The 25,078-nt window shown below is 37.7% G+C and carries 21 protein-coding genes; 8 read left to right on the plus strand and 13 right to left on the minus strand.

Annotated features, from left to right (window positions below; translation table 11 throughout):
• Positions 1–3: 3 nt before the first annotated feature.
• A complete protein-coding gene (locus EGI31_RS16910) occupies positions 4–1,311 on the minus strand; it encodes an AGE family epimerase/isomerase (RefSeq protein ID WP_255038333.1) in 1,308 nt (435 codons plus the stop codon).
• On the minus strand, positions 1,308–4,526 hold the full coding sequence (locus EGI31_RS16915; RefSeq protein ID WP_255038334.1) for a VCBS repeat-containing protein: 3,219 nt from the start codon (positions 4,524–4,526) through the stop codon (positions 1,308–1,310). Before EGI31_RS16915 ends, EGI31_RS16910 begins: the two co-directional genes overlap by 4 nt.
• 239 nt (positions 4,527–4,765) lie before the next feature.
• Here EGI31_RS16915 and EGI31_RS16920 point away from each other — a divergent pair, with 239 nt between their 5' ends.
• Both EGI31_RS16920 and EGI31_RS16925 read left to right on the plus strand, forming a co-directional pair.
• Entirely contained in the window at positions 4,766–7,189 is a 2,424-nt protein-coding gene (locus EGI31_RS16920; protein WP_255038335.1) for an endonuclease MutS2, read from the plus strand.
• 457 nt (positions 7,190–7,646) lie between these two features.
• Positions 7,647–7,856, plus strand: a complete 210-nt coding sequence (locus EGI31_RS16925) for a PspC domain-containing protein (RefSeq protein ID WP_255038336.1) — start codon at positions 7,647–7,649, stop codon at positions 7,854–7,856.
• A 73-nt stretch (positions 7,857–7,929) separates the two neighbouring features.
• Here EGI31_RS16925 and EGI31_RS16930 read toward each other — a convergent pair whose 3' ends face one another.
• Positions 7,930–8,160, minus strand: coding sequence for a hypothetical protein (locus tag EGI31_RS16930; RefSeq protein WP_255038337.1), 231 nt, complete (start codon positions 8,158–8,160; stop codon positions 7,930–7,932).
• 104 nt (positions 8,161–8,264) lie between these two features.
• Here EGI31_RS16930 and EGI31_RS16935 point away from each other — a divergent pair, with 104 nt between their 5' ends.
• Entirely contained in the window at positions 8,265–9,221 is a 957-nt protein-coding gene (locus EGI31_RS16935; RefSeq protein WP_255038338.1) for an OmpA family protein, read from the plus strand.
• Positions 9,222–9,251: 30 nt separating this feature from the next.
• On the opposite strand, the gene EGI31_RS16940 is transcribed toward EGI31_RS16935, so the two are convergent.
• Positions 9,252–10,205 (minus strand): threonine ammonia-lyase, encoded by a 954-nt coding sequence (locus tag EGI31_RS16940; RefSeq protein WP_255038339.1) that lies wholly within the window; start codon positions 10,203–10,205, stop codon positions 9,252–9,254.
• 109 nt (positions 10,206–10,314) lie between these two features.
• Between EGI31_RS16940 and EGI31_RS16945 the strand changes: the two genes are divergently transcribed.
• The 5 genes from EGI31_RS16945 to proB all read left to right on the plus strand — a co-directional run bounded on the left by EGI31_RS16945 (position 10,315) and on the right by proB (position 15,579).
• Positions 10,315–11,337: a DUF4056 domain-containing protein gene (locus EGI31_RS16945; RefSeq protein ID WP_255038340.1), complete on the plus strand. Its 1,023-nt coding sequence runs from the start codon at positions 10,315–10,317 to the stop codon at positions 11,335–11,337.
• A gap of 108 nt (positions 11,338–11,445) precedes the next feature.
• Positions 11,446–12,888 (plus strand): asparagine--tRNA ligase, encoded by a 1,443-nt coding sequence (gene asnS, locus EGI31_RS16950; protein WP_255038341.1) that lies wholly within the window; start codon positions 11,446–11,448, stop codon positions 12,886–12,888.
• A gap of 3 nt (positions 12,889–12,891) precedes the next feature.
• Positions 12,892–13,980: a complex I subunit 1/NuoH family protein gene (locus EGI31_RS16955; RefSeq protein ID WP_255038342.1), complete on the plus strand. Its 1,089-nt coding sequence runs from the start codon at positions 12,892–12,894 to the stop codon at positions 13,978–13,980.
• A 1-nt stretch (position 13,981) separates the two neighbouring features.
• Positions 13,982–14,542, plus strand: a complete 561-nt coding sequence (locus EGI31_RS16960) for a hypothetical protein (protein WP_255038343.1) — start codon at positions 13,982–13,984, stop codon at positions 14,540–14,542.
• 2 nt (positions 14,543–14,544) lie between these two features.
• Positions 14,545–15,579 carry a glutamate 5-kinase gene (gene proB, locus EGI31_RS16965; protein WP_255038344.1) on the plus strand — a complete coding sequence of 345 codons (1,035 nt, stop codon included), beginning with the start codon at positions 14,545–14,547 and terminating at the stop codon, positions 15,577–15,579.
• A 53-nt stretch (positions 15,580–15,632) separates the two neighbouring features.
• Here the strand turns inward: proB and EGI31_RS16970 are convergent, their stop codons facing one another.
• The 9 genes from EGI31_RS16970 to EGI31_RS17010 all read right to left on the minus strand — a co-directional run bounded on the left by EGI31_RS16970 (position 15,633) and on the right by EGI31_RS17010 (position 25,017).
• Positions 15,633–16,205 carry an OmpH/Skp family outer membrane protein gene (locus EGI31_RS16970; RefSeq protein WP_255038345.1) on the minus strand — a complete coding sequence of 191 codons (573 nt, stop codon included), beginning with the start codon at positions 16,203–16,205 and terminating at the stop codon, positions 15,633–15,635.
• A 29-nt stretch (positions 16,206–16,234) separates the two neighbouring features.
• Positions 16,235–16,753, minus strand: coding sequence for an OmpH/Skp family outer membrane protein (locus EGI31_RS16975; RefSeq protein ID WP_255038346.1), 519 nt, complete (start codon positions 16,751–16,753; stop codon positions 16,235–16,237).
• Between the two features lie 110 nt (positions 16,754–16,863).
• Complete coding sequence (gene bamA, locus EGI31_RS16980) at positions 16,864–19,467, minus strand: outer membrane protein assembly factor BamA (RefSeq protein WP_255038347.1); 2,604 nt, start codon at positions 19,465–19,467, stop codon at positions 16,864–16,866.
• On the minus strand, positions 19,464–20,207 hold the full coding sequence (gene uppS / locus EGI31_RS16985) for an undecaprenyl pyrophosphate synthase (protein WP_255038348.1): 744 nt from the start codon (positions 20,205–20,207) through the stop codon (positions 19,464–19,466). Before uppS ends, bamA begins: the two co-directional genes overlap by 4 nt.
• A gap of 139 nt (positions 20,208–20,346) precedes the next feature.
• On the minus strand, positions 20,347–21,099 hold the full coding sequence (gene porG / locus EGI31_RS16990; RefSeq protein WP_255038349.1) for a type IX secretion system protein PorG: 753 nt from the start codon (positions 21,097–21,099) through the stop codon (positions 20,347–20,349).
• A gap of 64 nt (positions 21,100–21,163) precedes the next feature.
• On the minus strand, positions 21,164–22,210 hold the full coding sequence (locus tag EGI31_RS16995; RefSeq protein WP_255038350.1) for a hypothetical protein: 1,047 nt from the start codon (positions 22,208–22,210) through the stop codon (positions 21,164–21,166).
• A gap of 66 nt (positions 22,211–22,276) precedes the next feature.
• Positions 22,277–23,164, minus strand: coding sequence for an NAD kinase (locus EGI31_RS17000; RefSeq protein ID WP_255038351.1), 888 nt, complete (start codon positions 23,162–23,164; stop codon positions 22,277–22,279).
• Between the two features lie 12 nt (positions 23,165–23,176).
• Complete coding sequence (locus EGI31_RS17005; protein ID WP_255038352.1) at positions 23,177–23,833, minus strand: CBS domain-containing protein; 657 nt, start codon at positions 23,831–23,833, stop codon at positions 23,177–23,179.
• 446 nt (positions 23,834–24,279) lie between these two features.
• A complete protein-coding gene (locus EGI31_RS17010) occupies positions 24,280–25,017 on the minus strand; it encodes a lysophospholipid acyltransferase family protein (protein WP_255038353.1) in 738 nt (245 codons plus the stop codon).
• Between the last annotated feature and the right edge of the window lie 61 nt (positions 25,018–25,078).

The following is a 25,078-nucleotide window of genomic DNA, read 5'->3' on the forward strand; positions in this document are numbered from 1 at the left end:
GATTTAGTCCAAACTCCTAATCATTTCCATACATGCCCTTGCGTTGTGGTAGGGGCATTTCCACATTCCTACTTTATCCATATTTGTGAGAGCCTGGCCATTGCCGTTAACACCCCAGTACCATTCTCCAGTGCTTGAAATGAGGTTTTTCTTGATAAACTCCCATGATTTCTGAGCTTGAATGAAGTATTTTGGGTCTTTTGATATTTGAAAGCTATTGTAAAAACCTACCATAGCTTCGGCTTGTGGCCACCAATCTTTTTGGGTTTTTATGTGACCATGTTCTGTTTCATAATACATTCCTCCGTCGGTGTCAATGCCTCTTTGGGCGGCATCACTCAGCCCTAACGAAAAGGGTTTTATTTTCTCAATCCATTGTTGGTCGTGCATTACTTCTGCAGTTTCAAGTAACAGCCAAGAGGCCTCTATGTCATGGCCGTATGATATTATTTCAGATCGTGGTTGCCAATCGTCTGTTAAAAAGAGAATTTGAGTTTGGGTCTTTTTGTCGATGATATGTTCTGTGAAATCGTTTAAGAGTCCATAAAGTTGCTTTTTTAGAAATGGGTCCTTCCAAACTCTGTAAAGGTTGGTGTAGGGTTCAATGATGTGTAGGTGGGTGTTCATTGATTTTTTTTGATCGGTTTTTCCTTGCGTTATGACCTTGTCGTCGGTCAGTTTCCAATCTTGTGTTGCTACCTCAAAATACCCGCCATGATTTTTGTCAAATCCATGTTTTTCTATGAGTTTGAAAAGTTCGATGGCCGAGTTTAGTGCATTTTTGTCTCCAAATGCTCTGTAGTATTCAGAAAGTCCGTAGAGCATAAAGCCCTGGCCGTACATCTGCTTATGTTTTTCTTTTGGCTTTCCCAAGTAATCCACTGACCAATATCCACCACCATGTTGTTTGTCCCAAAAGTACTTCATCAAATATTCATAAGCCCTTTTTGCCGTCATTTTGTATTCGGGCTTTGGGTTGTGGATGTATGCCGACGAAAATGTCCATAAAATACGGCTATTCAGTACCAAACCTTTATCCGCTTTCGGAAAAACCACATCATTGCCATCTATTTTTCCAATGAACCCACCATTTTCATGGTCAATGGTGTTCTTTATCCAATAATTCAGTATGTTATCTAATTCGAGAGAGATTTCTTTTTTTAAAACCTTTTTCTGATTTTCTAGAGAATCAGCTGTCAATTTTGAGGATTTACTAAGTAAGTTATTTTCTATTTTGGACTTTGCGTAGATGCTTTTTCCTGTAAAATCAATTGAAAACAAGAATAAAAGAATGATCAATTTGGATTTCATAAGATTACTTTTTTAAAATTGTTCAATTCAAAACTCCTAGCTTTGCCGGAGTTGATTCCGACTATCAATTGATTGTTAATCATTTTTAAACCCCTAACATCGCCTTTAACTCCTAAGCTCGAATGATAAACAAAGTTTCCTTTTTTATCATTTAAATATACTTGCATATAATTGGCGTCAATATTTCCGAGTCTTACACGTCCTTTTGACTGATTTCCTCCCAGAATTAAATCTTGAAAACCATCTCCGTTGAGGTCTGCATTTTCAATTGCATAAATAGGGGCAAACTGGGCTTGAATTGGCAAAGCTTTTACTTTGAAAACTCCGTTATCGTTTTCAAGAATTATACTTTCTAGAGTATTTATCTCCAGTTTTTTAATGTCTTTGCCTTTAAAATCGGCCAAAACTTCATCGATTCTAGCTGTGGAGTAGGCCTCATGAGTAATGTATTTTTTCTTCAAGCTCACTATTTGGTCAGAGATTTCATCACGGCTGTAGGCTGGGTAGTTTTTGCCTTGGGTATAATAGGCCAAAATGGGGTCAATTTTGCCATTATCGTCAAAATCTTGATAAAAAAGGCTAACTGGTTCTGCGGAGCTGGCTTTTAGTTGGGAGTTGAATCCTTGATTGCCCACTATCAGGTCCTCATCGCCATCCTTATCAAAATCTCCGGCTTTTACACTAGACCATGCACCTATCATTTTGGCAGTTTCGTTGTCAAGTTTAGAAAAAATGCCATTGTTGTTTTGTAAAATCTGAATTCCGGTCCATTCTCCCACAATCACCAAATCTACCCAGCCATCTTTGTTAAAATCTGTGCTGGTAATATCTGTTACGATTCCTAAATTGTCAAAAATAGTGTCGTCTACTTTTATGAACTTGCCAGAGTCATTTCTGTACAATCTGCTTGGATTAGAAATCGGGAAATTCCACGGAACAATTGAGCCTCCTACTACCAAGTCAAGGTCACCATCTTTGTCAAAGTCTATGGTCTCTAAGCTGGAATCGGCATAGGGTGTATCTACTAGAGCATCAAATGATTTGGAGAAATTGCCTTTTCCGTCATTGATATATACTCGGTTTTGAAGCATCAAATCGTTTGGTAAATATTCATATCCGCCGCTAGTCACTATCAAATCGAGGTCACCATCTTTCTCAATATCTATAAAGGCAGCGTCGGTGTCGGTGCAAAGTTCGTCTTGTTTGAAAACAGGTTGTTCTTTTTTGTTAAAGAGCCCATTGGATTGCTGAATAAATAGTTCAGATGGAAATCCTTTTCCGCTTCCAATAAATACATCCTCCAGTCCATCGCCATTAACATCGCCTTTGGTAATTCTTGGGCCTTGGTAGGAGTACATTTGTGGCAAAAGGATTTGTCTTGAGAAATCGTTCAGAGCCATTTGATTGTGAGTGAAATCCAAGGCATTTTTTTCAACGAAATATGAGGATGTAGAAGGTAATGACTGAGCAATTGAATTAGGACTGTAACTTATTTTTAGTGTCTGATTGGCCTGAATATTAGTTTGTTTTTGAACCTTTCCGTCAGGCCAAACGATAACTAAACTGTCCACTTTGTTGTTAACTCCCAAACCAAAAATTAGATTTGCCTGCGTACTGCTTTGGTAGCCATGAATTGGTGTGAATTCCTGAAATTGCCTTAGGTTGTTGGCATAAACATAAAATTTTGCTCCCGTTTTTCTCGAATCGTTATAGTTGATACTCAGGAAATTCCCGATCTTGCTTTCGGTGCTGAGGTTTTTGAAAATAAAGGATTCTTCGTTGAGGTTGTTGGTAACAATTTCTAGGTCGCCATCGTTGTCCAAATCCACCGAAATGGTGCCATTGGTGATAACGGCCTCTTCAAAACCCCAATCTTTTTGTTTATTTGTAAAAGTTAGATTTTTGTTATTTTGAAAAATATAGTTTGGTGTTTTGGTCGAAGGCATTTTTTTGATTACCTCCATAATATTTGTACCAGATTGTTGCCCTTCGTCGGCATAATATTTCATAAAATCCATGTTGGTGTAGTCTCTCAAGTAGCCATTCGACACAAAAACATCTTTGTAGCCGTCATTGTCGTAATCGGCAAAAAGCACCGACCAAGACCAGTCTGTATTCGATAAGCCAGCCAATTGACCTATTTCACTAAAAGTGCCGTCGCCGTTGTTTAGTTGCAGCATATTTCTCATGATCGAGGGCTGGATTCCATTTTTAAGCATCGATAAATACGCTTCATATTTTTCTGGTCCGAAGAGCAATTTTTGCCTTTTGTTATCTTCTGGAAGCATATCTGTGGTAATGATGTCAGGCAATAGGTCGTTGTTTATATCACCAACTTCATTTCCCATGGAGAAATAGCTCGTGTGATTGGTTTTAGACTTTATTTCGTCTGTGAATGTGCCGTTTTTATTGTTGATATACAGGTAATCCTCTTCTAGATAATCATTCGAGACATAAATATCAGTCCAACCGTCATTGTTTAAGTCGGCGGTATGGATGCCCAATCCAAATCCTATCGGATTGCCTTTTATTCCTGCGGCTATGCTCACATCCTCAAATTTGCCTTGATTATTTTGCATAAGTCGGTCGCCAGCCAATGAATCCCGCATAAAATGAACCGCTTGAACATCGAATCGCTTAAAATCCTTCACGTTATGGTTGAGAATATAGGCATCCAAGTCGCCGTCTTTGTCATAATCAAAAAAAGCTGCTTGGGTACTGTAAGTTTTTAAATCAAGTCCATATTCAGCGGCTTTGTCTGTAAAAGTGAGGTCTTTGTTATTGATATATAGTTTGTTGCCTCGGAGTTCCGGATTGTCAATATTTGCAGAAACAGAAACATAAATGTCTTGGTAGCCATCGTTGTTAATGTCCACCACACTTACGCCAGTTTTCCACTCTCCATTATATTTTATTCCACTTTTTTCGGTAATGTCCTCGAATTTAAGGTCACCTTTGTTGATATAAAGTTTGTCTGTCCCTTGGTTGGCTGTATAGTAAAGGTCTTGCAAACCGTCGTTGTTGAAGTCTGCTGATGCTACACCGCCGCCATTGTAGAAATATTCGTAATTAAGTACGTTGTCTATTTCATTTTCGGTTATTTGGTTCACAAAGTCGATGTTGGTATCGCCTGAACTCAACTTCTCAAAAAGCTGGTTTTTGTTTTTGCAAGAAATCAATAAAGCGAAAAAAGAGAGCGTAAAAAGATATTTCATCTAAGCTAAAAACTGTTTTAATAATCTTCAAAAATAAGGCTTTTCTTTGTCTTTATTCTGGATTTTGTACTTAAAAATGTCTTTATTCGACCTTATATGTGAATTTTGAAAAAGATAAATTAGCTGTTTTCTGTTTTTCAACTAAACTTATTGATTTCAATCGGGTTGTTTTTAATGAACGATTTTCATAACACTCCAAATAGCGTTACTTTTGTAAAAAAAATCAATAAAACTACGGGATGTTATACCCTCAAAATATAGAGTTAAAGATAGGTTTCGACAAAATTAGGGCCTTAGTAGCCGAAGAATGTGTTAGTTCGCTAGGTCGTTCGTTCGTGGATAAAATCCGGTTTTCCGACCGCTTCGATATTATTAAAAGAATGATTGATCAAACGGCAGAATTTAGGCTAATTCTGCAACTGGAATCATCTTTCCCAAATCAAAATTACTTGGATGTCATTCCCTTTCTCAAGAGGGCGGCTATTGTCGGTTCTTATTTAGACGAAGAAGAGTTTTTTGATATAAAACTTTCTCTAACCACCATTCAGCAAATCATTCATTTTTTTAAAAACAAAGAGGAAGGTCGTTGCCCTCAGTTGCGTGGGTTGATGCAAAATACACTTCCTGCAGACAAGCAAGATGGATGGAGTGACTTGATAGCACAAATCGGTGGCGTGATAGACGAAAAAGGAAAGGTCAAGGACAATGCCTCCAAGGAGCTTTACGAAATTAGAAGAAAGTTATCAGTAGAGCAAAACAACGTAAAACGTACTTTAGAGCGGATTTACAGAACTGCCAAAAACTCTGGCTGGATAAGTGAAGACATGAGTTTGGCTTACCGAAATGGCCGATTAGTTTTACCTCTTTTGGCCGAACACAAACGCAAACTTCAGGGTTTCGTTCACGACGAATCTACCTCAGGGCAGATTGCCTTTGTGGAACCAGGAGAAGTTTTGGAGGCTAACAATGAAATCCGAGATTTAGAGATAAAGGAGCGAAGGGAAGTTATTCATATTTTGGAAAATTTAACTTCTGCTTTGAGACCGCATATTACGGATCTTGAAAAGTCTTACCATTTTCTTGGTCTGATGGATTTTATCAGAGCAAAGGCCAAGTTGGCTCAAAAAATAGACGCCACAAGCCCACTTCTGCTCAACGAAACTATTGTTGATTGGACAAAGGCAGTGCATCCACTGCTGTTTTTGGCACATAAAAAACAGAATAAATCTATTGTTCCACTCAGGGTAGTTTTAGATAGTACGAATAGAATTTTGGTTGTATCGGGACCAAATGCAGGCGGAAAATCAGTGATGCTGAAGACCATCGGATTGATTCAATATATGGCTCAGTGTGGTCTTTTGGTGCCCGTTTCGCCGGATTCGAAAGTCGGAATTTTCAAAAGTGTTTTTATAGATATTGGCGATGAACAAAGTATTGAAAATGACCTCAGTACCTATAGTTCACACCTGACCAATATGCGTGAGTTTTTGGTGCATTCTGATAAGCACACTTTGTTTTTGATAGATGAATTCGGAACGGGCACAGAGCCGAGTTTAGGTGGAGCTATAGCAGAGTCCATTTTAGAAAATCTACTGAAAAATCGTGCTTTTGGCGTGGTAAACACTCACTATACCAACCTCAAAATATTTGCAGACAAAAACGAAGGCCTTATAAATGGAGCCATGAAGTTTGATGCCGAGCATTTGGATCCACTTTATGAGCTCGAGATGGGCCAACCCGGCAGTTCATTTGCCCTAGAAGTGGCTCAGAAAATCGGCTTACCAAGGCATATTATTGACAATTCGAAACGAAAGTTGGGTAAAAGTCAGGTCAACTTTGAGAAATTGCTCAAAGAACTGGAGATTGAGAAGAAGGTGTTTGCCGAACAAAATGCTTTGCTCAAAAAAGAAACCAGCGAACTTAAACAAAAGATTGAGCAGTACAACGCCCTCAAAAATTTCTTGGATAGCGATAAAAAACGAATTCTGAATGAGGCCAAAGAAAACGCCAAAACACTACTCAAAGACGCCAATAGGCAGATAGAGAGTACGATAAGGGAAATAAAAGAAAACAAAGCCGAGAAAGAAACCACCAAAGTGGTGAGGCAAATGTTGGAGGAATTCAAGGAAGAAAAACTCAAACCCGAAAAACCTCAGGTTCAAAAACAAACAGCTGATGTATTCCAGAAAGCGGATGGCAAAATTGCCCAAGGCGATTTTGTAAGAATAATTGGACAAGATACTTTTGGTCAGGTGGTTAGTTTGAATGGGAAGGATGCAGAGGTATCTCTCGGTGAGTTAAAATCCAATATCAAACTTAATCGTTTAGAGAAGGTTTCGAAGAAAGAATTTAAGTCTGCTAATAAAGAAACTCCTCGAGAAAACCTGAAAGGTATTGACATCAATGAGAAAATGACACAGTTTAGTTTTAATCTTGACATTCGTGGGAAAAGGGGCGAGGAGGCTCTTCATGAGGTCGATTTATTGATGGATGATGCCATATTTCTTGGTTATCCTCAACTAAGGATTGTTCATGGCAAAGGCGACGGGATATTAAGAAACTTGGTAAGGACCCACTTAAAGCATTATAAATCAGTAAAAAAGATGTCAGACGAACACGCAGACCGTGGAGGTCAAGGCGTAACTATTGTGGATATGAAGTAGGGTATTTGGTTATTGCTGAACTGGGTACTGGTTTATTGGTAAATTTGTTACTGGTTTACTGTTGAATTGGTTACAGGTCTTTGGTCAGGCCAACTGTGTCTCTAAGCTCATTCCGTAAAAATCAGCGTTGCTTTCATCAGCGTCATCAGCGTGCCATATAGAATTATCTCGCTAATGTAATCCGCGAAAGTCAGCGTTGCTTGTATCAGCGTCATCAGCGTGCCATTTAGAATTATCTCGATCATTTAATCCGGGAAAATCAGCGTTGCTTGTTTTGATAGCTATCGGAACTTCATTAGCATGTAATATAGGGCCACTGCAAATTAAATTTCAAATACCATAATCAAAAAATACACCTCATCATTATTTCTATCCATTCATGTACTTTGTTATGCATAGTACCTTGTCGTATGTTAGTTTTGAATCATCAAACAAAACAAAATAAACAAATACAAATATGAAAAAGCTATTTAGAATTAAAGGAAATGAGTCGATGTTGGGTGGTGTTATGGCCGGTATGGCTGAGTATTTTGGTATCGATGTTACGCTGGTGAGAGTTTTGGCCGTGGGTGCCTTTTTTACACCAGTACCTGTAGTGTTCATGTACCTTATCTTGTGGGCTATTATGCCTGTGAAACAAGAGACGTTCGCTACTTTGGCACAATAATAATTAGGGTTTAATAGATCAAAATGGCTTGGGGCATTGCTCCAGGCTATTTTCATTTTAGGCTTTTCCAAATCTATTTTTTCAACTTGGTTACTCTAAAATAACTATATACTAACGAAATAGCTACCCAAATTCCCAGCTTGTTGAGCGTCAGGATAGACTGAAACCAGTTTTCTAAATTAGCCAAAAACGGCTCTTGGGTTAGTTTATCAAAGCCGATATCTAACACGAAACTGATGAGCATAATTATGACAATAAATTGCAAAGCCTGAATAACGATACTTTTTATAACAGTTGACTCCATAATTCTTTTTACACAAATTTCATGTTTTTCAACCAAAGAATTTGATTTCTGCTGAAATAATTTTCAGGTTTTCGTTAGATTTGAAAAATATTAAAATCATTGGCATGAGATTCCTACTACTTATTTTTTGTGGTTTATGTTTAAATCAAGTATCCGCTCAAAATCAAGCTTTTTATTACTTCGATAAAGGCTTTGATGAGTTTTCGGGTAACTTCCCAGCTTTAGGAATCGAAGGCGACAAAGGAGAGTTTTTGGAGGAGGTGGTAGAGAAGTTTGGTAAAGAAAAACGAAAGGTGTATCGTTTTCCAAAAAGCTCGGGTTTGGTTTTTGACAACACCAAAATCAAGAATTTCATTAATGGATCTTACGGGATTGAGATGTATTTCAGGTACGACGATGGTAGTATGCTGCTCTATGGGCAACTTTTGGGAGATCAGCTGATTTCTAGTCAGGGTAAATACGTACATCTGGTAACCACCCGAAATGTCCAAACCAAGCAAATGAATGTTTTTGTAAACGGAAAACTCACACTTAATTTTTCGGATACTGGCAACAATCTGGAAATTGATGATAAATCTCAAGTAAGTTTTTTTTCTCAGGAAGGAACTCCAACCACTGCTGGTGCAGTGGCTATGATCAAACTATATGATTTTTTTATTGATGAGAAAAATGCATCCAATCTGTTTCAAATTTTTTCTGAACAAAATAATATTGTCGGCTTTAATCCAAAGGGTATTCTGAAGAACCTGTATTTTCTTAAAAGTCAGGATGTTATATTGCCAGAGTCCATTCCTGAGCTTGAAAATATTTTCGCATTTTTAGAAAATAATCCCAAGGCCAAAATAGAACTGCAAGGCCATACCGACAACCAAGGAGATTTTAACCTCAACCTAACACTCTCGAGAAATCGAACTTTGGCGGTTAAAAACTTTTTGGTAAAGAAAGGTATTGACGACAAGCGAATCAGCACCCGGGGTTTTGGAAGTACGAAACCAATCGCCAGCAACGAATCCGAAGAAACTCGCCGGAAAAATAGGAGAGTAGAGCTGATAGTTTTATAGTATTGTATAAATTGGATTTAAGTGTACTGATTAGGTAAAGCTCAATTTGCTCAAATCAACATTGCCACCACTGAGGATTATTCCAACTTGTTGATTTTTAAACAATTCCTTGTTTTTGATGAGTGCTGCCAAAGGAACGGCACACGAAGGTTCGATAATAATTTTTAGGTTTTCAAAGACAAGCTTCAGTGCGGCCATAATTTCATCATCATTTACTAAAAGTATATCCGTTACGGTATCTTTTATGATGCCCAAAGTTTTTTCCGAGAGGTTGGTTAACAGCCCGTCGGCAATCGTTTTGATATAAGGAGCCTTTTCCACTTTGCCCGATTTGAAAGATAAAACAGCATCAGCGGCACCTTCGGGTTCTCCGGCGTACACTTTTGCTTTTTTGCAGAAATACTTTGCACTAAGCCCTGTTCCGCTTAAAAGTCCACCACCACCAACAGGTGCAAGTATGGCGTCTAAGTCTGGATATTCTTCCAAAAGTTCCTTAGAAGCAGTTGCTTGGCCAGCTATAACGTCATAGTTATCAAATGGATGTATGAATTTGGCACCTGTTTTTTCTATTATTTCTTTAACGCCATTTTCTCTTGCTTCTAGGGTTGGTTCACAGAAAATCAATTCGGCACCAAGGCCTATCACCCCATTTACTTTAGGTTTTGGTGCATTATTTGGCATGACAATGTAGGCTTTTACGCCTAACATTTTAGCCGCAAGAGCTACCGCCTGAGCATGATTTCCCGATGAATGGGTACAAACTCCATTCTTTACTTCATCTTTCTCTAGACTTAAGGCTGCATTTATTCCACCTCTTGCTTTGAATGCACCTATTTTCTGAAGATTTTCACATTTAAAGAACACTTCAGCACCACATATTTCGTTGATTTTATCAGATGACAAAACGGGTGTTCTGTTTATGTAAGGTCTGATTCTTTCATGTGTGGTGACTATATCAAGTTTTGACGGAACTTCGTGAAGCATATTTTGAACTTATTGTATTTAAAATCAATTATCAATTTAACATTATCATTCCATTAAATCTGTCACAAAAGGATTATTTTTGTGGTCAAATCTGTGGAGATACAAAAATATGCGAATATTAACACTTTTATTTATTTCTTGCAGCTTATTTGCAAAAGCTCCAAAAGACGTAAATCTCAAAAATCCGCCTCCCAGAATTATTAGAACTTGCTGCTCGTTTGGAGTAGATGTTAAAGTGGCAGGGATGCCTTTTATCAAATATACCGAAGTTACGTCTCCCGAACTTATTGGCGAACACAAATATTTGGGTAATAAAGCCGAGAATAACGGTATTATTTACACCCAAAAGGGCGGTTTTATTGACATGGGTCACTTGAGGGACATTGCTGACTTTACAGCATTTGTATACCTCTATATTCAAAAAGAACGGCATAATGTTGTTTTTTCATTGAAACTTGGCAATGAGGGCGGTATGAAAACTTTGAATTTCAATGTGCCTGAAAATTTGACCGACGAGGACCTCGTTCATTTGGCTGGAAAAATAGCCTATGACCTTTCTGTTTGGCATGAAATATCCACTTCCTATGGAGCCTCGTTTATTCCATTGGTGCCAGAGCGTTATTCTAGTTTTTCGGTAGAAGATGCCTATTCCAACTTACTTGGTGTACACTTGGGCATGCAGTCTATATTGGCCGATGGCGAATATGAGGCCGAAATGACAAAGAATGTGAAGGCAACTTTAGATGGTTTAGATGCCGTAAAAAATAGAGAAAGTACGATAGCCGCCATGAATGCGGTCAAAGACATTTGGTGGTCAGGGAAAGCCAAATTACCTAGTCGTAAGGTTTTGATAAAACGTCAGTTTGACGTATACGACTGTGTTTTCCCAATGTTAGTAGATGCGGAATCGGCACAAAATAGCGACCAGAACAAAGTTTGCGTGCCACTTTTAAGTTCTGGTAACTTACCGCTGAACAACTACTACTCTTTGAGTATAAAGGCCAATTTTAAAATTCCCGTGGAGAAGGTTTTTGGTACTCATGTCAAAGAAAAAAAAACCATCACACAGTTAGATTTTCCTTCTTTGATAAAATATGCTGAGGTAGAAACTTTCAAGACCACTGCAGACTAGAATTTAAGATAATTTTCTCATTTAATTATCCTCGTTTTGCATAGTAAATACCCCTCGAAATCCTTAATTTTGCAGGAATTTTAAATCGATATAAAATTTTCGTAAAATATGCAGATTAAAGATATTCTCCAACTTTCGCCCGAAAGTCAAAGTGTAATAGTAAAAGGTTGGGTAAGAACCAAACGTGGTCAAGCCAATATCGTCTTCATAAATCTAAATGACGGCTCTACTATAAAAAATATTCAGGCGGTTGTTGAAGACGGTAAGATTGACGAAGAAACACTCAAAAAAATATCAACGGGAGCTTGTATAGCAGTTTCGGGTACTTTGGTGGCTTCTGCTGGCTCAGGTCAAGCAGTTGAGGTTTTAGCTCAAAGTATAGAGATTTATGGTACAGCTGACGAAACTTTTCCGATGCAGCCGAAAAAACATAGCCTTGAATTTCTTCGAGAAAAAGCCCATTTGCGTTTCAGAACCAATACATTCGGAGCAATTTTTAGAATAAGACACGCTCTCGCTTTTGCTGTACACAAGTATTACAACGACAACGGGTTCTTTTATTTACACACCCCCATCATTACGGCCTCCGATGCCGAAGGTGCTGGTGAAATGTTCAGAGTGAGTAGTTTCGAGCCCAACGCCGCTCCTAAAAATGAGGACGGTTCGGTAGATTTTAGCCAAGATTTCTTCGGTAGAGAAACTTCATTAACCGTATCCGGACAGTTGGAGGGCGAATTGGGTGCCATGGCTCTTTCAAAAATATATACTTTTGGACCAACTTTTAGAGCTGAAAATTCCAACACTACCCGTCACTTGGCGGAGTTTTGGATGATTGAGCCGGAGGTTGCGTTTTATGATTTGGAGGACAACATGAATCTCGCCGAGAGTTTTGTGAAATACGTAATTCAGTATGCCTTGGATAACTGTAAGGACGATTTGGAGTTTCTTCAAAATCGACTTTTGGAAGAAGAAAAATCAAAACCTCAAAACGAACGTTCGGAGTTGACATTATTGGAAAAACTGAAGTTTGTGGTTGAAAATGACTTCGAAAGACTTACTTACACCGAGGCTATAGATATTTTATTAAAATCTAAGCCAGCACAAAAGAAGCAGTTTCAATACGAAGTAGGCTGGGGTATAGATCTTCAGTCAGAACACGAACGTTATTTGGTAGAGAAGCATTTCAAAAAGCCAGTTATACTTACCAACTATCCGAAGGACATAAAAGCTTTTTACATGAAGCAAGATGAAGTGTCTGATGCGACTCCGGGTGCAACAGTTAGAGCCATGGATGTTTTATTCCCTGGCATTGGCGAAATAATCGGTGGTTCTCAAAGAGAAGATAACTACGAGAAATTGATGACCCGCATTAACGAGGTAGGTATAGATCCAGAAAACCTTTGGTGGTATTTAGATACCCGCAAGTTTGGTTCTGCCCCACACTCAGGATTTGGTCTTGGTTTTGAGCGTTTGGTGCTTTTTGTGACTGGCATGGGTAACATCCGTGATGTAATTCCTTTCCCACGTACACCGAAAAATGCTGAATTCTAAGCAATGGTTGTAGCCTTACTTATTTTCCTTGCCGTCATAGGTGCCAATGTTATCGTGAGTGTATATCTCGAACGAAAACTCTCTGCATTTATTCAAGACAGACTTGGTCCGATGGAAGTAGGTAAGTGGGGCCTTTTACAATTGTTTGCTGACTTAATGAAACTATTTCAAAAGGAGGACATCATACCATTTACGGCAGACAAGAGACTTTTTAAAGCAGCACCTTTTCTTATTTTTGCAGCTATTTTTGCAGGCTTTGCTCTTATACCTATCAATAAATTGCTTCAAGGAGCTGATTTGCAGTCAGGAGTATTTGTTTTGATAGGTGTTATTTCACTAGATATAATAGGTATTTTGATGGCGGGATGGTCCTCAAATAACAAGTATGCGTTGTTGGGCTCCATGCGTTCGGTTGCCCAAATTCTTTCGTATGAAGTACCCATTGGTTTATGTATTCTTTGTGTAGCTATAACGAGTGCTAGCCTTAATTTGCAGGAAATAATCGGCTTGCAAGGCATTTTTTCTAATGAGCCCAATTACCTTTTTGGAATAAAAGCCTTGGGAATAGAAACCACAAATGTGGGTGGTTTTTTGACCTGGAATATTTTTAGAAATCCATTTTTATTCATTGTTTTCATTGTTTTTGTGATTTCAGGCTTAGCTGAAGCCAATAGAGCTCCTTTCGATTTGCCCGAGGCAGAGTCCGAATTGATTGCCGGTTTTCATACAGAATATTCGGGTTTTCGTTGGGCTATCATATTCTTAGCGGAATATGGCATGATGCTATTGTTGGCATTTATGGCTACAATTTTGTTTTTGGGAGGATGGAATACGCCATTGCCAAATATTGGCTCATTAAAATTGGCTGATTGGACATCAGGAAAAGATGGATCAATAGCCATGCACCTTTGGGGGGCTTTCTGGATATTTTCAAAGGCTTATTTCGGTATGTTAGTTCAGATGTGGGTAAGATGGACCTTGCCTCGCCTCAGAATCGATCAGCTCATGTATCTGTGTTGGAAAGTTTTGACTCCTTTGTGTCTTATATTGGTCCTAATTTCAGCCTTTTGGAGAATTCTAATGATTTGGTGAAATGGCGAAATTAATCGAAAAAGATCTTGAAGAAGCCATATTAGCCTTACCAACAAAAGAAAAAAATAAGATTCTGATTAGACTTATTGACAAAAATAAGGTTTTGGTTGAGCAACTACATTTTAAACTGTTAGAACATCCAGAGATAGATCTAAAGCTACGTCAGGATTCAGTAGCTGATCAAATAGAAAATCTTAAAAGATATAATGCAATCAAATCAAAAGAGCTACTGACTTTACAAAGAAGCTATTTTGCACAGATTTCCCACCACAAAAGAATCACTAGTGACAAGGTGGGTGAGGTACGTTTAAGTCTTAAGTTGATTTTGAAGTTTGTAACTGATTATTCGCTGGTTTTCAACAAACCTGACCTGAAATATAACCACAAACTGAATGAATATAATATCAAAAAAATGTTGCTTTTGCTCAAAAACCTTAAAGGAATTCACGAGGACTATCAAATAGAATTTGTGGATGACATTAATACTATTCTTGATTTCTTTTATAATGGTATTCATGCAGGCTTGGCCAAGAGCCTTGCTTTGCCTCGATATATTGACTAAAAATGAAAAGACCCCTATTAGTTTTAAAGTTTGGAACGGCCTCCATTACGAAACCATCAGGCGAGCCTGATGTAGCTATAATAGACGAGATTGCACGCCAGGCCGCTATCTTGCATAAAAAATATAGAATCATTATTGTGTCTTCAGGAGCGGTGGGTGCTGGAAAACATTTTGTGCAAAATTATGAAGGCACTATAAGCCAAAGAAAGGCAGCTGCGGCCATTGGAAATCCACTTTTATTAAAAATGTACGACCAAGCTTTTCAGAAATACAATATCAATGTTGCCCAAAGTCTTCTGGAAAGACAGCATTTTGCCAACAGACAGCAGTTTTTGCAACTAAAGGAAACCTACGATGAACTTTGGAAAAGTAATATAATTCCGATAGCCAACGAAAACGACGTAGTGAGCAATCGGGAGCTAAAGTTTTCTGATAATGATGAATTAGCTACTTTAATTGCCGGCGGGTTTGGAGCCCAAGTTCTCATGCTTTGCACGGCTTCTGGTGGTTTACTGAATAAAGAAGGCCAGTTGGTGAATCAAGTGGAAAAAATTGATGAGGAAATTCTGGGAATGGTGAGTAAATCCAAAACAGCTTTAGGTCTGGGTGGAATGGCTTCGAAGCTTACATTTACTCATTTGGCCAACAAAATGGGTATAAAAGTTATTATATTCGGAATGAAGGTGGTAGACGGCATATTGAATGCCATTAACGAAAAAGCAGGGACGACATTTTTGCCTCAAGATGCCAATTTATCAGCTAAAAATAAATGGATTGCGAGTGGTGCTATCTCGGTGGGTAGTGTGACCATTGACGCAGGAGCGAGTAAAGCACTTCTTAATCGCAAAAGTCTTCTTGCCGTAGGTATTACGAGTTTTGATGGAGAATTTGAATCGGGTGAGTTGGTTGAAATATTAGATGAAACCAAACAAATACTGGCGGTAGGTAAAGCAAAAATATCCTCTCAAATTCTACAAGAAAACCTTAAAGTGCAGAATTTGATCTTTATTCATGCAGATGACATTGTATTGATATAAAAAAAGCCTTTGGCATTAACCAAAGGCTTCGTCTATTCTAAAAAATCTAAAAATTATTTTTTCGGAGTTGTAGAAGCTGGGGCAGCGTCTTTGGTTTCAGCAGGAATCGGAACACCCATTTTCTTGAATACCAAGTTGGTAATGTTATCAGTTTCTGGAGCAACTAAGATTACTGGTGTCGTGCCATATCCAGCGTCAGAGTTTAAAACATACGTGTATCCATTCTCTTTAGCTACTGCATCGATCGCGGTTTGGATTTTATCCATAACCGGTGCAATCATTTCTTGTTGCTTACGAGAAAGAGCTGTCTCTGCATTCTGTTGTAACTCTTGCAATTCATTTTGTTTGTTTTGCAAAGTTTTCTCTTTGTCTGCTTTGATAACTGCTGACATTGAAGCTGCATTTTTTTGATAGTCTTCAAACATTTTTTGAGCTTCGGCTAATTTATCTTGATAAAGTTTGTCATACTGAGCTTTTTCTGTAGATAATTTCGCTTGAATATCCTTAGAATCTGGTAGGTTTTGAAGGATAAACTCTATATTGGTATAACCTATCTTAAGATTCTGAGCGTTTGTTGAAATACTTGCTAAAATTGTTAAAGCAATTACAAATAGTTTGATTTTCATTTCTGTAGTATTAATAAAATTAAATTGGTTTACTTTTTAAGATTTAATCCAAGCTCGTCCATTATAAAATCTGTATAATCGTGCTTAGGGTCAGCATAAAACATACTCATGTCAGATGCTTTGTCAAAGATAAAACTAAGTTTATATTTTCGAGCTATTTTTTCGGATGTTTTGTATATTTCGTCCAATATTGGCTTCAATATCTCCTTTTTCTTCTGAAATAGCTGTCCATTCAATCCGAAAATACTGTTGTTTAATGTTCTCAGTTCTTCTTCTTTTTTGTCAATTTCAGCCAGTTTTTCTTTTTTCATATCGGCCGTCAGAAGTATTTCTTCTTGCTGATATTTCTGTTTCATTTTTTCTACATCTGCATATTTGGCCTGAATGTCTTTCGTCCATTTTTCTGCAAATTGATTCATTTCTTCATTTGCTTTCTTATATTCTGGCATTTTGTTCATGATATATTCCGTATCAATGTAGCCAAATTTTTGAGCAATGGACTGGAAACCTCCGAGCATCAAAAGTAAAAAAAATATTTTCAATTTCATTTTTTTTAGATTTAGTCCTTTTTGTTTTTTATTCAACGGTTTCGTGTTCTTAAGACGAAATTCTTTGTCTAGAGTTTATAATTCTATCTCGGATTAACAGAATTTTAACATTATCGAATCTGCTGACCAATACTAAATGTAAAGGCTTTTCTACCTTGATTTTGTAGGCCAGGGATTGGGTCAAAACCGTAACCATAGTCGATTCCGAGTAAACCAAAGGCTGCCATGAATACTCTGGCACCAATACCGGCCGAGCGTCGTAACTTAAACGGGTTGTAGTCTTTGTAACTACCCCAGCTGTTACCCGCTTCGGCAAATCCCAAGACAAATATGGTGGCCTGAGGGTTAAGAGAAACCGGATAACGCAACTCTAATGCGTATTTGCTATATATAATTCCACCCGTCCTAGAGAAAGTCCCTGTTGCTTGAGCTGCCTCTACTTTTTCGTTATAAGTAGCCTCATATACTACACCTTCGTCGTAACCTCTTAATCCGATCAATTCGACACCGATACTGTTGGTGTTTTGGAGACCCATACCTGCTCCACCTATTACGAATCTACCAAATGGACTATAGCCAGTGCTTGAGTTATATTTACCCAAGAAACCCATGTTTCCTTTGGCGTGGAAGATCAACTTGCCAAAAACAGGGGCATACCAGTCAGCGTCAAACATCCACTTGTGTCCTTCTATCCACAGTTTTCCTGACTTCTGTGTACCAAATAATGAATACGGTGGGTTGAAAGTTGTATTTAATGAAATGTTGGAACCGCTTCTTGTAAACTGAGGGTTGTCAAGGCTATATCGAGAGACGTTAAAGCCCAGCGATACATCATGAGCTTGACCATTTCTAAAGTTTGAAAGCAAGAAACTATTTTCTACATCATAATACTGATATGAAAATGCGGTACTGAAGTTAAAGTTTCTATCTGGCCAGTTAAGTCTCTTGCCATAAGTCACTGATCCACCTGTATTTCTAAAAAATCCTTGATATAGTGCTGAATTAAATCCACCCCCCAAAAATGGATTATTGAATGAATTGCCTTGAAGACGTTGCATTCTTTCTGCAATTTTGCTATAATCTTGCACAGAGTGGAATAAGCTTACCGAGAATGAGTTTGGTTTTTTACCTCCCAACCAAGGCTCTGTAAAAGACATAGAGTAATTTTGGAAACCACCATTGGCTTGAAACCTAATAGAGAATCTTTGACCGTCGCCCTTTGGAAGTGGTTTGTATTCTCTAAGATTAAGTATTTTGCGTATGGCAAAGTTGTTAAATACAATACCAAACGTACCGATTATTCCCTGTATGCCACTCCAACCACCCGAAAGTTCGATGTTGTCATTGGATTTTTCTTCTACATTATATTCAATATTGACAGTGCCGTCATTTTGAGGAACCGGTTTAGGGTCAATTTTTTGAGGGTCAAAATAGCCCAATTTCGAGAGCATCTGTACCGTTTCTACCAAGTCAGTTTTGCTGAACTTTTGTCCTGGCTTAGTTAGGATTTCACGAAGGACCACATGGTCACTGGTTTTGGTATTGCCGTTTAGAATAATCTTATTGATAGTGGCTTGCTTGCCTTCGGTGATTCTCATTTCGATATCAATAGAGTCGCCATCTATGGCGGTTTCTATCGGTTGACAGCTAAAGTATAAATATCCGTCATCCATGTAATAAGAACTTACGTCTTGCTGAGGCTTTCCATTTATTTTTTTCTCAAGTTCCTCAGGATTGTATAAATCACCTTTTTTAACATCTAGGATCAAGGCAAGAGTATCCGAATTTCTCAGATAATTACCCGTCCAGGTAATATTTCTATAGTAAAATCTATTCCCTTCGGTAACATTCAAAACAATGTTGATGTTCTTGTCATCTACTTCATATATAGAATCGCTAACAATCTGTGCGTTCCTATATCCGTTTTTATTCAAGAAACTGATCAGTTTTTCTTTGTCTTCTTTATATTTCTTCGTAACGAATTTTGAAGGTGTAAATATTCTCAAAGGTGCTTTTTCTTTCGTTCCTTTCATTTTAGAGAGTACCTTCCATTCGGGCAATTCCTTGATTCCGTTTAGCTGGATATCGTTTATTTTTACTTTTGATTTTTTGGAGATGTTAAACACCAAAGCAGCGTTATTTACCCGTACGGTATCAGCGATTTGTTGAACCTGAACTGCACAATTTCTAAACCCTTTATCCAAATAGTGCTTTTTAACGATGTTCTGAATGTTTTTAACCATGGCATCAGTAATTACCTTGCCTTTATAGGTTTTTATTTTCTCCTCAATCGTCTCTTTTTCTCCTTTTCTGATACCGTTCAGTACTATCTTGTTGAGTCTTGGTCTTTCTTTTAAAGCTAGTTCGAGAAATACGGTTTTACCCTCCACTTTTGTGATGTTAATGGATACATCCTCTATAATACCTTGGTCCATCAGTCTTTTGATGGCTGTCGAGATTCGCTCCCCTGGGATTTTTATCTCATCGTTTACATTCAGACCTGAAACAGATATCAGTGTGTTTGGGTCAAGGAATTTGGCACCTGTTACTACAATGCCACCAATAATATAATCTTTTGGACTAGTGTAATCTACCAAGGCTTCCTCAGATACCGTTCTGTTTAAACGCGGAAGACCTACTCTTTGGGCTTTTGCAACGATGTGCACTGCAAAAATTAGGACTGTTAATATGAATAGTTTTAAAGAATTCCTCATTTATTTGTTTTTATCTGATCTCCTGTTTTTCCGAATCTTCTCTCTCTTTGTTGATATGTTTTAATAGCATCCTTCAAATGCTCCTTTCTAAAGTCAGGCCAAAAAACGTCGTCTAAGAACAGAAGTTCTGCGTAGGCAGACTGCCAAAGTAGGTAATTGCTTATTCTATGGTCTCCTCCGGTTCTTATAAGAAAGTCAACGTCAGGGTCTGGATATGTGGACAAAAACTTGTTAAACATGCTTTCGTTAATATCTTCTATTTCGATTTCGTTCGTTTTTACTTTGGTAGCTATTTGTTTAATAGCTTGTACTATATCCCATTTTCCGCTGTAACTTAATGCTAGACTAAGTACTAAACCAGTGTTATTTTTGGTTTTTTCAATACCTGCTAACATCTCATTCCTAGCGTTTTTCGGTAACATTTCTAAGTCGCCAATACACTTAAGTCTGACATTGTTTTTATGTAAACTTGGTATTTCGTCACCAATGGTTTTTATCAATAGACTCATTATCCCGTCAACTTCGGCCTTGGGTCTTCCCCAGTTTTCGGTTGAAAAAGTATAAAGTGTTAGGTGTCCAATACCCAGCTCAGCACAGCCCTCAACGGTATCACGAACAGCCGCAATGCCGTGGTGGTGGCCAAAAATACGCATGGCACCTTTGCTCTTCGCCCATCTTCCGTTACCATCCATGATAACGGCTATATGCTTGGGTAAATTGTTTAAATCGATGTCTTCCAAAAAAAATAGTGTTTGTCCGTTTGAAAAGGACTGCAAAAATACAAAAAAGATAAAGGAATAAAAAGCAGTGTATCTAATAAAGCAAAAATATAGTTTTAATTGATTTCGAGGGGCTTATTGGTACGTGAATGGTCTGGAATTATCTTCCCGGAGGGCAATGTACTTTATAAAAAAGATAGCTTACTGAAAACGAAATGTGGAAATATTTGTCTTTCTGCAAGGTATTCGGGTATTCTAATAAAGTTATGTTTGAGTCCGAGCCGTCTTGGGCAATGTAATAATTCTGTACCTCTCCATTGGTTGGATTGAAACCAAAGCCATCGAAGGTGTCTGCATTTTTTTTACGTAGTAATACACGCGTACTAAATTCAATACCAAAGTTCCACTTACCGTTGATGATTTTTTTGTAGCCAATGCCGAAAGGCAAAACAGGATCGGGGCCGGAAATATTTGCGTTTTGTTTTGATATCAATCTGGTAGTATATTTTCTAGTAAGAAACTGCATATTCCCTAGACCACCAAACAAATAAGGCGTCCATTGATGTTCATAGCGGCCATTGTGGGTTCTGAAATTCAAAAAGTTATATTCAATCTGTCCGTTGTAATCCCATAGTGTATTGTTGAATTTTAGCCCTCTGTATTGGTTCAAAACATTTCCAGACTTTCGGTCATTGCCATGCACAAAACCGATCATAGCGTTTGCTTTTATGGAGATAACCTTCGAAGCATTGTATCTCACAAAAACATTACTTCCTATACTTGGATTAAGAACTCTGAATGTTGGTTGTAAGTCACCTTTATAGTAGGTCGGACCCAGACCAGCACCAATCTCAAGTTTTTGTGCTACAGAAAAATAAGAAATAGAAAGAAAGAATAGTGTTTTTTTGAACATACCTCTAGTTTGCGACAGCAAAGTTCCTGTTTTTTCTCTGAAATAAAAAAAGGTAGAGGTTAAATCATTTAATTACAGGGCATTTGATGTTGTTGCTCAAGACGTAACTTAGTGTAAACTGGGTAAGAATATAGCTGTCTATTCTCTTAGTACCTCTCTTGGATGAGTAGGGATAAATTTGTTCTGCGTTAGTAGAGGGTGCAATTCCGGCCGTACTAAAACCCAACTGGGATGCTGCTTGAATAAAATTTTGTAGACGCAAATCTCCCGAATTTGCCGTGTAATCTTCACCAGCTCTGTAGCTAAAGCCTGCTGCATCGGTACCATAATTTGAAACCATTAAAGACTTCGATGGATAGGTAGTGTTGCCAACATCATCAAGATAGTCGAATGGTGTAAGTCTTAAACCTGCTTCGGCTGTAAAATCGAAGTTGGAATTTATTTTAACCCTTAGACCCAAAGCTATTGGCATAACTGGTTGCACGAGAGAATATGTTTTCACGGTGCTTCCCGGAATACCTTGTCCGGAGGTGTTCAACGGCTTTAATGCCTCCCATGGTGCTTTAGCCGGTAATCCTGTGGCAGGATCAAACCCTACTTCTCCTCTGGCTTTTGGATTATGTCCAAATATGCCAATACCTATGGCACCGTAAGGCATGATGTTACTCCTGCCTTTTGCACCTTTTCCATATTGAGGAAGTATATTGAAAATGCCTGAAAGCGTAAATTCTTGCAAATCGTTTCTGAAGCTCAAGTTTCGAACATAGTTTGCGGCCATTTTTTCTAGGTTTCTTGAGGCAAAAGTATAATCATCGCCATAAATTCTTGCGTAGGTGTAAGACACCCTTGCAGCTGCGTTTGCATTCAAAAATCTTGTATAGTTTATACTTCCATTCCAACGAACGTTAGTGTAAATACCATAATAAAACTTCGAATACGGAGCTAAGTCCCCAAAATAGTGCGAACTACCACCACCAATTCCCACGGTGGCGTATTGGTTAAGGACGCTTTTCTTACTAAAAAGGCCGTTTTTTTGAGCTAGTGCATTAGTAGATACAAGCATCATTAATACCAAAACGACGTTGTAATATTTACTTATGGGTTTCAACATGGTGTTTCCTAGTTTTTTCGAATTTGTTCTAAAACGATTTCTAATTCGTTTTTATTGAATATTTTTTTAATTTCTGTTTCTGATATCGTCGCCCCAATTTAGTTTCTTGCGGAGTGTGCTTAAGAAACTCATTCCGTCAATCTTCACTAGTTTGGCTTTGAAAGTCTCCATGCTGATGTTAATTTCACCCACATCGTCACCAATTATTTTGGCTCTCGAGTCCATCGATACCAAGAAATTCTTGCTGCGACTTTCTACTTTCAAAGTAATTTTGCTTTGGCTAGACACTATTATTGGTCTAACAAATAAGTTATGAGGGCAAATGGGTGTGATGATAAAGTTTTCAGACTTTGGCATCACAAGTGGCCCACCACAACTTAAATTATAACCAGTAGAACCCGTTGGTGTTGCCACCATGAGGCCGTCTGCCCAGTAACTATTTAAAAACTCACCGTCTATGTACGCATGAATAACTATCATAGACGAAGTATCGGTTTTCGAGATAGCTATTTCATTCAGAGCAAAATTCATGCCTGATTCAAAAAAGTCATTATTAGCCTCAGTATGCAGCATGAGTCTTTCATCTATTTTGTACTGTTTGGCCAAAATCTTCTTGATGGTTTTCTTGATATTTTGTGGCTGAATGTCAGTTAAAAAACCTAACCTACCAAAGTTAATACCCAATACAGGGATTTCATTGCTCGCTACTAAACCCAAAGTTTCCAAAAAAGAACCATCTCCACCCAAACTAAAGGCTATGTCAATGTCTTGTAAGTCTTGTGCATTTTTAAAAATATTGGTGTCGTCAAATTGAATTTGAGCTTCATGCAGAATTTCTGTAAATGAATCGGATACTTGGTAGGCGATGTCATTGCTCTTTAATTCGTCAAAAATCTCTTGTATAGCAGCCGAAGAGTCTGATTTAAAAACTCTTCCGTGAATGGCAAATTTCATAAAATAGGTATTTTAGATGCTCAAATATTTCATTAAAAGGTCGTAGCGATCCTTTTCAATGTTTGTAACCGGCTCAGAGGCAAAGTAAGATACTACGTCATAGCCATATCTTTCTAGTGAGTTGACCACTCCGCTAATCTGGGCAATATCAAGCTTAAGGGTCAAGTGTAATTGGTTCTGGCTGTCATTGGACAGAAATAAACTTATAATTTTGGCATATTCGTACTCAATTATTTTCGAAATCTCACTCAAGGAATACTCCTTTTGATGTAGATTGATTTCTATTATGCCGCCATTGTCATTTAATGCCAATGTTTCAATAAATCTTTCATTGGCCTCTTTTTTTTCGATAACGCCAAGAAATACGTCGGTGCTATCAAATACTGGAAGAAGTTCAAACGAGGTTTGAGAAAAAAGTTTTATAAGTTCTAGAATTGGTAGATTTGAGTCGATTTTGAGCTCGACCATTTCGGGTCTGATATCCTCGAGAAGGGTGTCATAGTTATAATTCAGAAGAAATTCTTCTGAAAAGAAACCTGAAAAGTTGTCATCGCATACGTATGGTAAATGTGTATTTTTACATTCGCCCATGAGTTGTAATGCTCTGTCTACATTATCTGTTTGTTTCAAAACAGGTATATTGCTATCTATAAGTTCTTTGGCTACCATGAGGTAGATATTATTTTGATGCTGTTTCGAAAATATTTTTTAGCTTCACTTGTTTTACAAAGCAATCTAGCCAGTTGTACCTTTTGTGTGTTAGAATATTTGTATGTTCAATTCTCATCTTAAATAGACGAAATTTGTTCAATTTATGGTTTACATAACTTTAGCGTCATCGAATCTTTCAGAACCAAAATAATAGGCATGGATTTTAATATCCGTATCCTAATCCTTTAAGCCACCTTTGTTTCTTTAGCATACTGAACTTTAATTCTTTATTTTCTAAAAATGGTGGTAAGTCCAATATTCAAATAGCTAATAAAGATTCCCGAAAAGCTAAAAATAAAATGTTATGCATCAGCCCTGATTGCTTCCCAATTATTCAAAGTTCGACATAAATACGTAACATTCGAGCTTATAATAGTGAAAAAACGAAAAAATTGCCAATAATGCTATAAATCATTTAAAAAATCACTGATTTGTTTTTCAGATTCAGCTACAATTTCCTCTGCTGTTTTTCCTTTTGTTTCTATTGGATTTAGAGTTGTCCAAGACATTTTTGTGAAACTTGTTAATGGAAATATACCTTTCGGGTTAAATTTTCCAGTGTTCACTATAGCTATCGGAACGACATCAGCTCCCGGACATTTCTTGAGTAAAGTCGCAACCCCACCAACCGCAAAAGGTTTTAATTTGCCAGTTCTGGATCGTGTGCCTTCTGGGAATATCACACCTGAATAGTTATTTTCAAATATGTATTTGGCAAATCGGATAATTTCTCCGATGGCCTGTTTCGGGTCGTTTCTATTAATTAAGGCAGCTTTACCTACTCTCAAATTGTAAGAAATACTCGGAATCCCTTTTGAAAGTTCAGCTTTTGAAATGAACAATGGTGTGTTTTTTCTCAAAAACCAAATGATACCAGGGATATCAAACATACTCTGATGGTTTGAAATGAAAATAATGGTTTTATCAGTTGATAACTTGACTTTTTGAGAGTAGGAAATACTAGAGCCTGTTAAATACCAGCCATATACTATCCAAAAGTTCAACCATTCCACTGTTTTCTGATGTGCTTTTTGACCAAATAACTCATATGCAACAAATTGTATCGGATGAAAAACAACCAGAAGGATGCCAAAATATACGATATAAATAGAGCCGAGTATGAGGTCAAGAATCTTTTTCACTGAACTTTTTTTGTGCAAATTTAAGGCTATTTTTTTTAATGATGGAAGTAAATTGGGTTTT

Origin of the sequence: Lacihabitans soyangensis (genome assembly GCF_024343775.1) — a bacterium.
GTDB classification, from domain to species: Bacteria; Bacteroidota; Bacteroidia; order Cytophagales; family Spirosomataceae; genus Leadbetterella; species Leadbetterella soyangensis.

Bases quoted from the DNA above. Each gene is read 5' to 3' on its own strand.
- EGI31_RS16910 (WP_255038333.1), bottom strand. From the start codon at position 1,311: ATGAAATCCAAATTGATCATTCTTTTATTCTTGTTTTCAATTGATTTT.
- EGI31_RS16915 (WP_255038334.1), bottom strand. From the start codon at position 4,526: ATGAAATATCTTTTTACGCTCTCTTTTTTCGCTTTATTGATTTCTTGC.
- EGI31_RS16920 (WP_255038335.1), top strand. From the start codon at position 4,766: ATGTTATACCCTCAAAATATAGAGTTAAAGATAGGTTTCGACAAAATT.
- EGI31_RS16925 (WP_255038336.1), top strand. From the start codon at position 7,647: ATGAAAAAGCTATTTAGAATTAAAGGAAATGAGTCGATGTTGGGTGGT.
- EGI31_RS16930 (WP_255038337.1), bottom strand. From the start codon at position 8,160: ATGGAGTCAACTGTTATAAAAAGTATCGTTATTCAGGCTTTGCAATTT.
- EGI31_RS16935 (WP_255038338.1), top strand. From the start codon at position 8,265: ATGAGATTCCTACTACTTATTTTTTGTGGTTTATGTTTAAATCAAGTA.
- EGI31_RS16940 (WP_255038339.1), bottom strand. From the start codon at position 10,205: ATGCTTCACGAAGTTCCGTCAAAACTTGATATAGTCACCACACATGAA.
- EGI31_RS16945 (WP_255038340.1), top strand. From the start codon at position 10,315: ATGCGAATATTAACACTTTTATTTATTTCTTGCAGCTTATTTGCAAAA.
- asnS (WP_255038341.1), top strand. From the start codon at position 11,446: ATGCAGATTAAAGATATTCTCCAACTTTCGCCCGAAAGTCAAAGTGTA.
- EGI31_RS16955 (WP_255038342.1), top strand. From the start codon at position 12,892: ATGGTTGTAGCCTTACTTATTTTCCTTGCCGTCATAGGTGCCAATGTT.
- EGI31_RS16960 (WP_255038343.1), top strand. From the start codon at position 13,982: ATGGCGAAATTAATCGAAAAAGATCTTGAAGAAGCCATATTAGCCTTA.
- proB (WP_255038344.1), top strand. From the start codon at position 14,545: ATGAAAAGACCCCTATTAGTTTTAAAGTTTGGAACGGCCTCCATTACG.
- EGI31_RS16970 (WP_255038345.1), bottom strand. From the start codon at position 16,205: ATGAAAATCAAACTATTTGTAATTGCTTTAACAATTTTAGCAAGTATT.
- EGI31_RS16975 (WP_255038346.1), bottom strand. From the start codon at position 16,753: ATGAAATTGAAAATATTTTTTTTACTTTTGATGCTCGGAGGTTTCCAG.
- bamA (WP_255038347.1), bottom strand. From the start codon at position 19,467: ATGAGGAATTCTTTAAAACTATTCATATTAACAGTCCTAATTTTTGCA.
- porG (WP_255038349.1), bottom strand. From the start codon at position 21,099: ATGTTCAAAAAAACACTATTCTTTCTTTCTATTTCTTATTTTTCTGTA.
- EGI31_RS16995 (WP_255038350.1), bottom strand. From the start codon at position 22,210: ATGTTGAAACCCATAAGTAAATATTACAACGTCGTTTTGGTATTAATG.
- EGI31_RS17000 (WP_255038351.1), bottom strand. From the start codon at position 23,164: ATGAAATTTGCCATTCACGGAAGAGTTTTTAAATCAGACTCTTCGGCT.
- EGI31_RS17005 (WP_255038352.1), bottom strand. From the start codon at position 23,833: ATGGTAGCCAAAGAACTTATAGATAGCAATATACCTGTTTTGAAACAA.